General features: G+C 60.3%; 12 protein-coding genes and 1 pseudogene. 9 read left to right on the top strand and 4 right to left on the bottom strand.

The genetic code is table 11. The features are described from left to right. Nucleotides 1-11: 11 nt before the first annotated feature. From nusA to C2U30_RS08390, 7 genes are all read left to right on the top strand, one after another. Entirely contained in the window at nucleotides 12-1,514 is a 1,503-nt protein-coding gene (gene nusA / locus C2U30_RS08420; protein ID WP_039040286.1) for a transcription termination factor NusA, read from the top strand. Between the two features lie 20 nt (nucleotides 1,515-1,534). Further along, nucleotides 1,535-4,237, top strand: a complete 2,703-nt coding sequence (infB, locus tag C2U30_RS08415) for a translation initiation factor IF-2 (RefSeq protein WP_043153231.1) — start codon at nucleotides 1,535-1,537, stop codon at nucleotides 4,235-4,237. 55 nt (nucleotides 4,238-4,292) lie between these two features. Continuing rightward, nucleotides 4,293-4,727 (top strand): 30S ribosome-binding factor RbfA, encoded by a 435-nt coding sequence (gene rbfA, locus C2U30_RS08410; protein ID WP_010675366.1) that lies wholly within the window; start codon nucleotides 4,293-4,295, stop codon nucleotides 4,725-4,727. Nucleotide 4,728: 1 nt separating this feature from the next. After that, nucleotides 4,729-5,679, top strand: a complete 951-nt coding sequence (gene truB, locus C2U30_RS08405) for a tRNA pseudouridine(55) synthase TruB (protein WP_041215670.1) — start codon at nucleotides 4,729-4,731, stop codon at nucleotides 5,677-5,679. 135 nt (nucleotides 5,680-5,814) lie between these two features. Beyond that, nucleotides 5,815-6,084, top strand: a complete 270-nt coding sequence (rpsO, locus tag C2U30_RS08400; RefSeq protein ID WP_010675364.1) for a 30S ribosomal protein S15 — start codon at nucleotides 5,815-5,817, stop codon at nucleotides 6,082-6,084. Between the two features lie 180 nt (nucleotides 6,085-6,264). Then, a complete protein-coding gene (gene pnp / locus C2U30_RS08395; RefSeq protein ID WP_103243615.1) occupies nucleotides 6,265-8,403 on the top strand; it encodes a polyribonucleotide nucleotidyltransferase in 2,139 nt (712 codons plus the stop codon). Between the two features lie 142 nt (nucleotides 8,404-8,545). Continuing rightward, nucleotides 8,546-9,757: an MDR family MFS transporter gene (locus tag C2U30_RS08390; protein ID WP_045525802.1), complete on the top strand. Its 1,212-nt coding sequence runs from the start codon at nucleotides 8,546-8,548 to the stop codon at nucleotides 9,755-9,757. A 3-nt stretch (nucleotides 9,758-9,760) separates the two neighbouring features. Here the strand turns inward: C2U30_RS08390 and C2U30_RS08385 are convergent, their stop codons facing one another. Further along, complete coding sequence (locus C2U30_RS08385) at nucleotides 9,761-10,114, bottom strand: DsrE/DsrF/TusD sulfur relay family protein (protein WP_010675361.1); 354 nt, start codon at nucleotides 10,112-10,114, stop codon at nucleotides 9,761-9,763. A gap of 160 nt (nucleotides 10,115-10,274) precedes the next feature. Here C2U30_RS08385 and C2U30_RS08380 point away from each other — a divergent pair, with 160 nt between their 5' ends. After that, entirely contained in the window at nucleotides 10,275-10,667 is a 393-nt protein-coding gene (locus C2U30_RS08380) for a DUF1090 domain-containing protein (RefSeq protein ID WP_039041125.1), read from the top strand. Nucleotides 10,668-10,752: 85 nt separating this feature from the next. Here C2U30_RS08380 and C2U30_RS23090 read toward each other — a convergent pair. The 3 genes and pseudogenes from C2U30_RS23090 to trhP form a co-directional block, all read right to left on the bottom strand. Continuing rightward, nucleotides 10,753-10,856, bottom strand: a pseudogene (locus C2U30_RS23090) (YfhL family 4Fe-4S dicluster ferredoxin); the annotation flags it as partial. Between the two features lie 243 nt (nucleotides 10,857-11,099). After that, the gene (locus C2U30_RS08365) at nucleotides 11,100-11,348 is read right to left on the bottom strand and encodes a YfhL family 4Fe-4S dicluster ferredoxin (RefSeq protein WP_041212510.1); all 249 of its coding nucleotides are present in this window, start codon (nucleotides 11,346-11,348) and stop codon (nucleotides 11,100-11,102) included. Between the two features lies 1 nt (nucleotide 11,349). Next, nucleotides 11,350-12,714, bottom strand: coding sequence for a prephenate-dependent tRNA uridine(34) hydroxylase TrhP (gene trhP, locus C2U30_RS08360; RefSeq protein ID WP_010675357.1), 1,365 nt, complete (start codon nucleotides 12,712-12,714; stop codon nucleotides 11,350-11,352). Nucleotides 12,715-13,157: 443 nt separating this feature from the next. Here trhP and C2U30_RS08355 point away from each other — a divergent pair, with 443 nt between their 5' ends. Further along, the gene (locus C2U30_RS08355; RefSeq protein WP_103243614.1) at nucleotides 13,158-14,084 is read left to right on the top strand and encodes a L,D-transpeptidase family protein; all 927 of its coding nucleotides are present in this window, start codon (nucleotides 13,158-13,160) and stop codon (nucleotides 14,082-14,084) included. The last annotated feature ends 24 nt before the right edge of the window (nucleotides 14,085-14,108 follow it).

The raw sequence follows: 14,108 nt of genomic DNA, 5'->3' as shown, positions 1-14,108 counted from the left end.
GGCTATCGGATATGAATAAAGAGATTTTGCTGGTCGTTGACGCTGTGTCCAACGAGAAGGCTGTCCCCCGCGAGAAGATTTTCCAGGCTCTGGAGACTGCGCTGGCGACTGCGACCAAGAAAAAATACGAAGGCGAGATTGAAGTGCGTGTCGAGATCGATCGCAAGACCGGTGACTATGACACCTATCGCCGTTGGGTCGTGGTGGCCGATCAGGCTTCCATGGAGAACCCGTACGGGGAAATCACTCTCGAAGCCGCTCAGATCGAGCAGCCGGATATCCAGATCGGCGACTATGTTGAAGACCAGATTGACTCTGTGACCTTCGACCGTATCACCACCCAGACCGCCAAGCAGGTCATCGTGCAGAAAGTGCGTGAGGCCGAGCGTTCCCAGGTCGTTGACCAGTTCAAGGACAAGGAAGGCACCATCATCAGCGGCGTGGTCAAGAAGAGCAACCGCGACAACGTGATCCTGGATCTGGGCAGCAATGCCGAAGCCGTGATCTTCCGTGACGACATGCTGCCCCGTGAGACCTTCCGTCCCGGCGACCGTATCCGTGGCCTGCTCTACGCCGTGCGTCCGGAAGCCCGTGGTTCCCAGCTGTTCGTCAGCCGCTCCAGCCCGGACTTCCTGAAAGAGCTGTTCCGCATCGAAGTGCCGGAAATCGGCGAAGAGATGATCGAAATCATGGGCGCCGCCCGTGATCCGGGTTCCCGCGCCAAGATCGCGGTCAAGACCAACGATCGTCGTATCGACCCGATCGGTGCCTGTATCGGCATGCGTGGTGCCCGCGTTCAGGCCGTCTCCGCCGAGCTGAGCGGTGAGCGTGCCGACATCGTGCTGTACGATGACAACCCGGCCCAATACGTGATCAACGCCATGGCGCCAGCCGATGTGGCCTCCATCATCGTCGATGAAGACAACCACACCATGGACATCGCCGTGGAAGCCGCCAACCTGGCCCAGGCCATCGGCCGCAACGGTCAGAACGTGCGTCTGGCCTCCCAGCTGACCGGTTGGGAACTGAACGTGATGACCGTCGAGGACATGCGTGCCAAGCACCAGGCCGAGAACGACCGCATCCTGACGCTGTTCACCAGCACCCTCGATATCGACGACGATTTCGCCGGCCTGCTGATGGAAGAGGGCTTCTCCACTCTGGAAGAGATTGCCTTCGTCCCGGTCAACGAGCTGCTGGCCATCGACGGTCTGGATGAAGACATGGTCGAAGAGCTGCGCAAGCGTGCCAAGGATGCCCTGACCACCAAGGCCCTGGCCAAAGAAGAATCCTTTGAAGGCGTCGAGCCTTCCGAAGAACTGCTCAATCTCTCCGGCCTCGGCCGTGAAATGGCCTATGCCCTGGCCGCTCGCGGTGTCGGCACCCTAGAAGATTTGGCAGAGCAAGGTATCGATGACCTTGCCGACATCGAAGAGTTGACCGCCGAGAAGGCTGGTGAGCTCATTATGGCTGCTCGCAATATCTGTTGGTTCGGAGAAGAGCAGTCTGAATAAGGTCAAACGGAGGAAAATGAATGGCAGAAGTATCAGTTAAGCAACTTGCCACTGACATCGACACGCCGGTTGATCGTCTTCTCCAGCAGTTTGTCGATGCCGGCATCGTGAAGAGCAAGGCCGACGACATGGTCAGCGAGTCTGAGAAACAGACTCTGCTGGCACATCTGAAGAAACAGCATGGAGGTGACGAGGTCACCGCACCTGCTCGCATGACCTTGCAGCGCAAGACCAAGAGCACTCTGAGTGTTCAGGGGACTGGTGGCAAGAACAAGGAAGTGCAGGTAGAAGTGCGCAAGTCTCGCACCTATGTAAGACGCTCGGCGCTGGAAGATGAACAGCGCCAGGCGGAAGCCGAGGAAACAGCGCGTTTGGAAGCAGAAGAAAAAGCTCGTCGCGAGGCCGAAGAGAAGGCCCGCCTCGACGCTGAAGAGAAGGCTCGCCGTGAGGCTGAGCAGGCTCGTCGTGAAGCTGAGGAAAAGGCGCGGATCGAGGCACAACAGAAGGCTCGACAGGCTCAACAGCCCGCCAAAGCAGCCGGTAGCACAGCTCAGCAAGAGGCAGAAAAGATGGCCAAGCGCGAAGCAGAAGAACTGAAGCGCCAACAGGAACAGACAGCTTTGCAAAAAGCTGAAGAACTCGCCGCGAAGAAAGCCGAAGAGGCTCGCATCATGGCGGAACAGAATGCGGCCCGCTGGGCTGAAGAAGAAGCGGCTCGCGCCAAAGAGAGCAGCGATTACCATCTGACCACCAACAAGCACGCGCAAGCGGCCGAAGATGAGTTGGATCGTAAGGAAGAGACCAGCCGTCGCACGGCTGCCGCTGCCAAGGCGCCGAAGAAAGTCGGCCGTCGCGAAGACGACCGCAATGACCGCAACTCCCGCGATCCGCGTGCCCGCAAAGGCAAGCGTGGCAAGATGGCCATGCCGAACGCCATGAAACACGGCTTCAACAAGCCGGCTGCCGTGGTCAACCGTGACGTCGTCATCGGCGAGACCATCACAGTGGCGGAGCTCGCCAACAAGATGGCCGTCAAGGGCGTTGAAGTCATCAAGGTGATGATGAAGATGGGTGCCATGGCCACCATCAACCAGGTGATCGACCAGGAGACCGCTCAGCTGGTCGCCGAGGAGATGGGTCACAAGGTAGTGCTGCGCCGTGAGAACGAGCTGGAAGAGGCGGTACTGTCCGATCGTGACGAGACCTCCGAAGCCAAGCCGCGTGCGCCGGTCGTGACCATCATGGGTCACGTCGACCACGGCAAGACCTCGCTGCTGGACTATATCCGTAAAGCCAAGGTCGCCGCGGGCGAAGCCGGTGGCATTACCCAGCACATCGGTGCGTACCACGTACAGACCGACAGCGGGATGATCACCTTCCTGGATACCCCGGGTCACGCGGCGTTTACCTCCATGCGTGCTCGCGGTGCCAAGGCGACCGACATCGTTGTTCTGGTTGTTGCAGCTGACGACGGCGTGATGCCGCAAACCATCGAAGCTATCCAGCACGCCAAGGCGGCCGGTGTGCCGCTGGTTGTTGCGGTGAACAAGATCGACAAGCCTGAAGCGGATCCGGATCGCGTCAAGACCGAGCTGGCCCGTTACAACGTCATGTCCGAAGACTGGGGTGGCGATTGCCAGTTCGTGCACGTCTCCGCCAAGTCTGGCGAAGGCATCGACGACCTGCTGGAAGCCATCCTGATCCAGGCCGAAGTCCTGGAGCTGAAAGCGGTGGTTGACGGCATGGCCAACGGCGTCGTGATCGAATCCTTCCTGGATAAAGGTCGTGGTCCGGTTGCCACCGTGCTGGTACAGGAAGGTACTCTGCGTCAGGGCGACATCGTTCTGTGTGGTCTTGAGTACGGCCGGGTTCGCGCCATGCGTGACGAACTGGGTCGCGAGATCAAGGAAGCAGGTCCCTCTCTGCCAGTGGAAATTCTGGGTCTGTCCGGCGTTCCCTCTGCCGGTGACGAAGCCACGGTCGTGCGTGACGAGAAGAAAGCCCGTGAAGTGGCGCTCTACCGTCAGGGCAAGTTCCGCGAAGTCAAGCTGGCCCGCCAGCAGAAGGCCAAGCTGGAAAACATGTTTGCCAACATGACCGAGGGCGAAGTGTCCGAAGTGAACGTGGTGATCAAGGCCGATGTACAAGGCTCTGTGGAAGCGATCTGCGATGCGCTGGTCAAACTCTCCACCGACGAAGTGAAGGTGAAGATCGTGGGTTCCGGCGTAGGTGGCATCACCGAAACCGACGCGACCCTGGCCGCGGCTTCCAGCGCCATCCTGGTGGGCTTCAACGTCCGTGCCGACGCTTCTGCGCGCAAGGTCATCGAATCCGAGAGCCTGGATCTGCGTTACTACTCCGTCATCTATGACCTGATCGACGAAGTGAAGCAGGCCATGAGCGGCAAGCTGGCTCCTGAGTATCGTCAGGAGATCATCGGTCTGGCTGAAGTGCGTAGCGTCTTCAAGTCGCCGAAGTTCGGCGCCGTTGCTGGCTGTATGGTCACCGAAGGTGTGGTCAAGCGTTCCAACCGCATTCGCGTTCTGCGTGACAACGTGGTTATCTATGAAGGCGAGCTGGAATCCCTGCGCCGCTTCAAGGATGACGTCAACGAAGTTCGCAACGGCTACGAGTGTGGTATCGCGGTCAAGAACTACAACGACGTGCGCGAAGGCGACCAGATCGAGGTGTACGAGACCGTTGAAATCCAACGGACTCTGTAAGCCGAGAGTTAGACAAAATAGGGGGCCGCGGCCCCCTTTTATCGCAGGATAGAATATGGCCAGAGAATTCAGCCGGACCCGTCGGGTCGGACAGCAGATCCAGCGTGAAATCGCGCTGATCCTGCAGCGCGAGGTGAAAGACCCGCGCATCGGCATGGTGACCGTCTCCGACGTGGAGGTCTCCAAGGACCTCAACTATGCCAAGGTTTATGTCACCTTCTTGCAACTGGAGAATGACGCCGAGCGCATCAAGGAAGGGCTCAAGGGCCTGACCGAGGCTGCCGGTTACATCCGCAGCCTGCTGGGCAGCGCCATGCGTCTGCGGGTGGTGCCCGAGCTGCGTTTCTACTACGACCAGACCCTGGTCGAGGGGATGCGCCTCTCCAACCTGGTGACCAACACTGTGCGTGAAGACAAGCGTCGCATGACTGAAGCCGGTCGTGACGAAGAGCAATCCGCACCGGATGACACGACTGAGGATAACGCCTGAGATGTCTCGTAGACGTCGTTTCAAAGGCCGTGACGTACACGGCATCCTGCTGCTGGACAAACCGACCGGCCTGACTTCCAACGATGTGTTGCAGAAGGTCAAGCGGATCTACAACGCCGCCAAGGCTGGCCATACCGGCGCCCTGGACCCCCTGGCCACCGGCATGTTGCCGATCTGCCTCGGGGAGGCCACCAAGTTCTCCCAGTATCTGCTGGAAGCGGACAAGCGCTATGAGGTGACCGCCAAGCTGGGCGAGCGCACCAATACCAGCGACTCCGACGGCGAGGTGGTCTCCACCCGCCCGGTGAACGTGGCCGTGGGTACCCTGATCGAGGCGCTGGACCAGTTCCGCGGCCCCATCATGCAGGTGCCGTCCATGTACTCCGCCCTCAAGCACAACGGCCGCCCGCTCTACGAATATGCCCGTGAAGGGATCGAGATCGAGCGGGAAGCCCGTCCCATCACCATCTTCGAACTCAAGCTGCTCGGCTTCGAGGGGAACGAGGTGAAGCTGGAAGTGCATTGCAGCAAGGGCACCTATATCCGCTCCCTGGTGGACGATCTGGGGGAAGTGCTGGGCTGTGGCGCTCACGTCACCCAGCTGCGTCGCACCCAGGTGGCGAGCTACCCCTACGAGCGGATGCTGACCCTGGAGCAGCTCGAGTGCATCTTCGAGCAGGCCAAGGCCGAAAGCATTCCGCCACGGGAGCAGCTGGATCCCCTGCTGCTGCCGATGGACACCGCCGTGGCCTCCCTGCCCGAGGTAAACATGCTGGTCGCCGTGGCCGCCTATGTGAACCAGGGTCAGGCCGTGCAGGTGGCAGGTAGCCCCCAAAGCGGCCAGGTCCGCATGACGGTTGGCCCGGAGCGCGAATTCATCGGGGTTGGCGAGATCGATGACGAGGGGCGCGTGGCGCCCAAGCGTCTTGTTCGCTACCACGACGAGGAGTGATCCTCAGGCGGTATCGGTCTGTCACGCGTCTTTCCCGTTGCGAAAAGGGGCGGGGACGATTATGATACCGCCCTCATTTCACGGCTGAATTAGAGATTGGCTGTGAACCTTTAAACACTCTACTGGAGTAATACCATGTCTCTAAATGCTGAGATCAAAGCTCAAATCGTTGCCGACAACGCTCGTGGTGCCAACGACACCGGTTCCCCCGAAGTGCAAGTTGCCCTGCTGACTGCCCAGATCAACCATCTGCAAGGTCACTTCAAGGAGCACGCCAAGGATCACCACGGTCGTCGCGGTCTGCTGCGCATGGTTTCCCAGCGTCGTAAGCTGCTGGACTACCTGAAGCGTAAAGACGTTCAGCGTTACGCTGCTCTGATCGCCAAGCTGGGTCTGCGTCGTTAATCGACCATCAGATTTCGCAAAAAAGGGGAACCGCGAGGTTCCCCTTTTTTATTGCCCGTTTCAAACAGGATGCAGGCCGTTGCCTGCCTCACAGAATTGACGTCCGCGCTTACCTTTTGATGCGAATCAAGTATACTTGCACGCGAATTTAAAGCGCCAAATTGTTAAAAGGAAATTCACGTGAATCCTATTGTAAAGTCATTCCAGTACGGTCAACACACCGTCACACTGGAAACCGGTGTGATGGCCCGTCAAGCCACTGCGGCCGTCATGGTCAGCATGGACGATACCTGTGTCTTCGTGACTGTCGTTGGCAAGAAAGAGGCCGATCACGGCCGTGATTTCTTCCCGCTGACCGTCAACTATCAGGAGCGTACCTATGCTGCTGGTCGTATCCCGGGTGGTTTCTTCCGTCGTGAAGGCCGTCCGAGCGAAGGCGAGACCCTGATCTCCCGTCTGATCGACCGTCCCATCCGTCCGCTGTTCCCGGAAGGCTTCCTCAATGAGGTTCAGGTGGTTGCCACCGTCATGTCCGTGAACCCGGCCGTTTCTCCCGACATCGTTGCCATGATCGGTGCCTCCGCGGCCCTGGCCATCTCCGGCATCCCGTTCGGCGGCCCGATCGGTGCAGCCCGCGTGGGTTACATGAACGGCCAGTACGTGCTGAACCCGACCACCACCGAACTGCCCCAGAGTGATCTGGATCTGGTAGTTGCCGGTACTGCCAATGCGGTGCTGATGGTGGAATCCGAAGCGGCCATCCTCTCCGAAGAGGTGATGCTGGGCGCCGTGGTCTACGGTCACGAGCAGATGCAGACCGTGATCAGCGCCATCAATGAATTCGCTGCCGACGTCGGTACCAAGCCCTGGGACTGGACCCCGCCTGCCGTCAACGAAGCGCTGAAAGCCAAAGTTGCCGAACTGGCGACAGCTGAGCTGGGTGAAGCCTACCGCATCACCGAGAAGGCTGTTCGTTACGAAACCATCGCTGCCATCAAGGGCCGCGTGGTCGAGCAAGTCATCGCATCCGGCGTGGAAGAAGATGCCAAGAAGATCGGCGAAGAGTTCCACAGCCTGGAGAGCCGCATCGTCCGTGGTCGCGTCGTACGTGGTGAGCCGCGTATCGACGGTCGCGATCCGGAAATGATCCGCGCCCTCTCCGTCGGTACCGGCATCCTGCCCCGTGCCCACGGTTCTGCCCTGTTCACCCGTGGTGAAACCCAAGCCATCGTGGTGGCCACGCTGGGTACCGAGCGTGACGCCCAGAACATCGACGAGCTGACCGGCAACCGCGCTGATCGCTTCATGCTGCACTACAACTTCCCGCCCTACTGCGTCGGCGAGACCGGCATGATGGGCAGCCCGAAGCGTCGTGAAATCGGTCACGGCCGTCTGGCCAAGCGCGGCGTTGCTGCCGTGATGCCGAGCGCCGCCGAGTTCCCGTACGTGGTGCGCGTAGTCTCTGAAATCACCGAATCCAACGGTTCCTCCTCCATGGCGTCTGTCTGTGGTTCCTCCCTGGCGCTGATGGATGCCGGTGTGCCGATCAAGGCCTCCGTTGCCGGTATCGCCATGGGTCTGGTGAAGGAAGAAGAAGGTTTCGTCGTGCTGTCCGACATCCTGGGTGACGAAGATCACCTGGGCGACATGGACTTCAAGGTAGCCGGTACCAGCGAAGGTGTGACCGCGCTGCAGATGGACATCAAGATCGAAGGCATCACCAAAGAGATCATGGAGATTGCGCTGAAGCAAGCTCGTGGCGCTCGTCTGCACATCCTGAAGGTGATGGACGAAGCTATCCAGGCTCCCCGTGCCCAGATCTCCGATTTCGCACCGCGCATCCACACCATCAAGATCAATCCTGAGAAGATCAAGGACGTGATCGGCAAGGGTGGTTCCGTGATCCGTGCCCTGACCGAAGAGACCGGCACCAACATCGAGCTGGATGATGACGGTACCGTTCGCATCTCCGCCGTGGCCAACGAAGCCGCCATGGAAGCGATCCGCCGCATCGAGGCCATCACCGCCGAGATCGAAGTGAACCGCATCTACGAAGGCAAGGTCGTGCGCCTGGCTGACTTCGGCGCCTTCGTCAACATCCTGCCGGGTAAAGACGGTCTGGTGCACATCTCCCAGATCACCGATGCCCGCGTGCAGAACGTGGCCGACTTCCTGAAAATCGGTGACGTGGTGAAGGTGAAGGTACTGGAAGTGGACCGTCAGGGCCGTGTGCGTCTCTCCATCAAGGAAGCGAACGCACCGACCGAAGCGGCTGCTGCTCCTGCTGCCGTTGCCGTCGAAGAGCCGGCTGCCGAATAAGGCTGCCGTATGTGAAAGAGCCGACCCTTGGGTCGGCTTTTTTGTGCCTGTCGCCCGGCATGGCGCAGATTGTCTCCTTGTTCCTTTTGGCGCCCCTTGATATAAGGGACGACCCCGCTTCGTTGGCAAAAGGAATTGCAGCATGTCATGGGCCTACCTCAGGCAGTTTCCTTCCCTGGTCTGGATCGTCATCCTGGGCACTTTCATGGTGCGTACCACCTTCTTCATGGTCTGGCCCTTTCTCTCGATCCTGCTCTACCGTGACTACGGACTTTCGGCGACCCTGATAGGCCTGATCCTGGGGGCCACGGCGGCGCTTTCCACTCTCGTCAGCTTCTATGGCGGCTGGCTCTCGGACAAATGGGGGCGGCGCAACATCCTGCTGTTCGGCTGCCTGGTTTCCGCCGCCAGTGTGGCCCTGCTCGGCCTCTCCCACCAGGTGGGCTGGCTGGCACTCGGGGTGATCGGCAGCGGACTCTCCTACGGGCTCATCGACTCACCGGGCAAGGCACTGATGGCCGACAATCTGGCCGAGCCCAAAGCCCGTGAGCTGGCGCTGCACCTGCGCTATTTCCTGCTCAACCTGGGGGCGGCCATCGGTCCTCTGCTCGGCGTCACCTATGGCCTGAGCGCGCGTCAGGAGACCTTCCTGTTGCTCAGTGCCAGCTATCTGCTGCTTGGCATCGTCTTTGTCATCGGGTTCAGGCTGGCAGGTTGCCACACCAGCCAGGCGGCCGGGCCCGGCATGCGTGCCGTGCTGCGGGTGCTCTGGCAGGACAGGGGATTTCTGCTGCTGATCATGGCCAATCTGCTGCTGATGCTGGTCTATGCCCAGTTCGAGTCGCCCCTCATCCAGTATCTGACCCGCGCGGGGACGCCGGAGGTGGAGCGGCTCATCGGCTGGCTGGTGACGACCAACGCGCTGACCATAGTGATGCTGCAGTTTCCCCTGCTGCACCTGACTGCCCGCTGGTCCACACGGCGCAAGCTGCAACTCGGGGTGGCGCTCTTTCTCGGCGCCCAGTTGCAGTTTGCGCTGGGGGATACCGCCATCTGGTGGCACTGGATAGTGGCGGTGATCCTCCTGAGCGTCGGGGAGTGCATCCTCTTCCCCTTGCTCAATGTGCTGATCGATCAGATGGCGCCTGGTCATTTGAAGGGGAGCTATTTCGGGGCGGCCTCCATCTCCGGACTCGGGGTGGCCATGGGGGCCTTGCTGGGAGGCTGGGTGCTGGCCCACTGGGGCGGGAGCTGGCTTTACGCCCTGATGGCGCTGCTCTGCCTGGTGATCCTGATGCTCTATGGTCTGAGTACCCGGACCTCGCGCACTGCGCTGGTCCGGGCCGGGCCCTGACGGCTAGAAGGTCAGCACCTTGTCGGCGGCCAGAGTCCATTGGGCCAGCAAGGGGAGGGTGCCTATCTCTATGCCCTCGACAAGGGGTAGCGGGGTGATGCCGCGCGCATCGGTGCAGCTCTTGCAAAGCCGGATCCGGGTGCCCTGAGCCAGCAGTATTTCCAGCATCTGGCGCAGGTTGTAGCCCTCGGCCGGAGCCTGCCCGGCGAGGGCCGCAGTGACGGCATCCGACATCAGGAAGAGGTTGAGGTCTACCTTTCCCTCCTCTTTGAGGGCGATGCCGAGGCGCAGGGCATTGAACAGGGACTCGCTGCCATAGGGGGCGCCGTTGGCAATGATGAGAATGTGTTGGGTCATGTGGCTCTCCTGATTGAAAGGGCCATTGTAGCCTCGGCGAAAGCGGCCCGGCATGATGTAGAGCACACTCTGTCGTAGCCCGGCCCCGTGTGTCTTGACCTCACACAGGGAGTCAGGTCTCATGGTCGGCCATCCAGTATGACAGAACAAAGAGGTTGTTATGTGGAAGATCGCCGGAATAGGCTTATTGTTGTTGGCCGGACAAGCCTATGGTAGTGAAAACATCGGCTGCAAGGCCAGACAGCAGGCCGTGACGGATCAGCTTGCGTTCGCCAGGGCGCACAACAACCAGGAGCAGGTAGCCGGCCTTGAGCGGGCACTGCGCAACCTGGAGGCCCATTGTACCGATGCCGGGCTCCTTGAGGAGCAGCAACGCAAGGTGGTCAAGCAGAGGGAAGAAGTGGAAGAGCGGCTGGCCGAGTTGCAGAGCGCACGGGTATCGGGCAAGCCGGACAAGATTGCCAAGAAGCAGTCCAAGCTGGAGGAGTCCCAGGCCGAGTTGCTGGAAGCCCAGCGCGAACTCGAGGCGCTGCAAAAACTGGTCAAACCCTGAGGGAAGGGCAGCGCAATAGAAAAAGCCGGGCATGCCCGGCTTTTTCTATTTTTGGATAATGCACTCCGCGCGTGTCAGACGCGGACTGCCTGTGCATCCGCACGAATTTCTCCATCAACTGATCTTCGGTTTCCACCCTATGGACGGGATCCCGGAGGATGCCGTCCATGGGGCGCAGACGCTGATACAGGCTTACTGCCTGTACATCCGCACGAACTTCTCTATCAACTGATCTTCGGTTTCCACCCTATGGACGGGATCCCGGAGGATGCCGTCCATGGGGCGCAGACGCTGATGCAGGTGCTACAGCTACTGCCTGTGCATCCGCACGAATTTCTCCATCAGCTGATCTTCGGTTTCCAACCTATGGACGGGATCCCGGAGGAGGCAGTCCCTGTAGAGCAGACGCTGATGCAGGTGTTACTGCTACTGCTACTGCCTGTGCATCCGCACAAACTTTTCCATCAGCTGATCTTCGGTTTCCACGTGGGCGGGATCCCAGATGATGCAGTCGATGGGGCAGACGCTGATGCAGGTCGGCTTCTCATAGTGGCCGACGCATTCGGTGCAGCGATCCGGGTCTATCTCGTAGATCTTGCTCCCCAGGGCGATGGCCTGGTTCGGACACTCCGGATCGCACATGTCACAGTTGATGCACTTGTCGGTGATGAGCAGTGCCATCTCAGGCCGCCGAGTGAGGTTGACGGGTATCCTCGCGCTCGCCGAGGTTGCGCAGCAGGATGCCGTAATTCACGTCGATCTCCTTGGGAACCGGCACGTAGACCACGTGGCCGTTGCCCGGTGCGGTGTCGATGAGCTCGCCCTTGCGGTTCTGCATCTGCTCCAGGTTGAAGCTGAGGTTGCCCTGGGGGGTCATCAGCTCCAGGCTGTTGCCCAGCAGGAACTTGTTCTTCACCTCGACCTCGACCATGTCACCGTTGCGACCGGTGATCTCGCCGACGAACTGCTGGGTGTCGGAGACGGAGTAACCGTAGTCGTAGTTCTGGTATTCGCTGTGGTTGTGACGGCGCAGGAAGCCCTCGGTGTAGCCGCGGTGGGCCAGGTTCTCGAGGGTGCCCATCAGGGTCGGATCGAATGGACGGCCAGCCACCGCATCGTCGATGGCCTTGCGATAGACCTGGGCGGTACGGGCGCAGTAGTAGAAGGACTTGGTACGGCCTTCGATTTTCAGCGAATGAACGCCCATTTTGGTCAGGCGCTCGACGTGCTCGACGGCGCGCAGATCCTTGGAGTTCATGATGTAGGTGCCGTGCTCGTCTTCAAACGCGGTCATGAACTCGCCCGGGCGGTTGGACTCCTCCAGCAGCACCAGGGCATCGGTCGGCTTGCCTGCGCCCAGGGTCGGATCCACCTTTTGCACGGCGATGGGCTCCTGGCGGTGGACGATCTGGCCCACGTCATCTTCCTTGCCCTCGTGCACCTTGTACTCCCAGCGGCAGGAGTTGGTGCAGGTGCCCTGATTGGGGTCACGCTTGTTGATGTAGCCGGAGAGCAGGCAGCGGCCGGAGTAGGCCATGCACAGCGCCCCGTGGACGAAGACTTCCAGTTCCATCTCCGGCACCTGCATGCGGATCTCCTCGATCTCGTCGAGAGACAGCTCGCGGGAGAGGATGGCACGGGTCAGGCCCATCTGATGCCAGAACTTCACCGTGGCCCAGTTGACCGCGTTGGCCTGCACCGAGAGGTGGATAGGCATGTCGGGGAAGGCTTCGCGCATCATCATGATGAGGCCGGGGTCGGACATGATGAGTGCATCCGGCTTCATATCCACCACGGGGCGCATGTCGCGGATGAAGGTCTTGAGCTTGGAGTTGTGGGGCTGGATGTTGGCCACCACATAGAACTGCTTGCCGAGGGCATGGGCCTCGTTGATGCCGAGCTGCAGATTCTCGTGATCGAATTCGTTGTTGCGCACCCGCAGGCTGTAGCGCGGCTGGCCCGCATAGACGGCGTCTGCGCCATAGGCATAGGCGTAGCGCATGTTCTTGAGGGTCCCGGCAGGGGAGAGCAATTCTGGTCTGAACATGTTGGACTCTTTTATCTGATTGCAAATCAGGACGGCGCCACCTGATGGCGTCGTGTGGGTTCATCGGTGGCGCGACCGTCTTCGACGCACGCCCATCCGATGGGGGTACATCGGAGCAGGAGGTGACTCGATACTCCGGATATACGGGGTGCGAGATTGTACTCGTGACCGCCTCGTCATGCAATTTGGGACGGTCTTGGCATGCCTGCGCCATGTTCATTTTACGCTCAGACTGGGGTTGCTAGAGTGCAAGGGGTGAAAGATGCCCCTGAGTTGGCTGTGAAATGGATCTTTTCGGCGAAAAAGACCATCTCCAAGTTGAAATTTTGCCCTGCTCGGGAAAGAATGCGCGCTCGGTTGTTGGTCCCCGGTGACGGGCCCACAAGAGACCGATGATGAGCAGGGCAAAGGCCCACAGGAACAGGAAACCATACAGGAATTTTATGAATCCCCTTCGCATTGCCGCTTCGGCTCTTTTATGTACGCTGGCGCTGGTCAGCCAGCAGGCCGCCGCCGTTGAATACCAGCTGCCTGCAGCCAACAGCCGCCTGATCGGTGAGAACCAGGAATACGTGGTGCCCGCAGACAATCGTCCGCTGGAGCAGATCGCCTCCGACTTCCAGCTGGGTCTGACCAACATCATGGAAGCCAACCCGGGCGTCGACCCCTACCTGCCCAAGGCGGGCAGCACGCTGATCATTCCCCATCAGCTGATCCTGCCCAACGCTCCCCGCGAAGGGATCGTCATCAACGTGGCGGAGATGCGTCTCTACTACTACCCGAAGGGCAAGAACGTGGTGCATGTGCTGCCCATCGGCATCGGCCAGCTCGGGGTCAACACCCCGGAGAACTGGATCACCAAGGTTGAGCGCAAGCGTGCCAACCCGACCTGGACCCCGACCGAGAATATCCGTCGCCGCTACGCCGCCCAGGGCAAGACCCTGCCCGCGGTCTGGCCGGCCGGCCCGGACAACCCCATGGGCCTGCACGCGCTCTACATCGGCAACCTGTACGCCATCCACGGCACCAACGCCACCTTCGGTATCGGTCTGCGGGTGAGCAGCGGCTGCGTGCGCCTGCGCGCCGACGACATCAAGTACCTGTTCGATCACGTGCCGGTCGGCACCCGCGTCCAGTTCGTCAACCAGCCGGTCAAGACCACGGTCGAGCCGGATGGCGGCCGCTACATGGAAGTGCACGAGCCGCTGTCGCGCACCGAGGAAGAGTTCAACTCCACCGCCTCCGTGCCGCTGCCCATGACCCCGGCTACCACCCGCTTCATCGCCCACTCTGACAGCGATTCCAACGTGGTCAAGCAGGTGCTGGAACAGCGTACCGGCATCCCGACCCGCCTCAATCCAGAGGCGTAATGGCCGGCAAGTGCAGTTAAACAA

Source organism: Aeromonas sp. ASNIH5 (genome assembly GCF_002902865.1).
Lineage (GTDB): Bacteria > Pseudomonadota > Gammaproteobacteria > Enterobacterales > Aeromonadaceae > Aeromonas > Aeromonas caviae.
The sequence above is the reverse complement of the archived record's forward strand: the minus strand, read 5'-3'. Positions and strand labels throughout refer to the sequence as shown.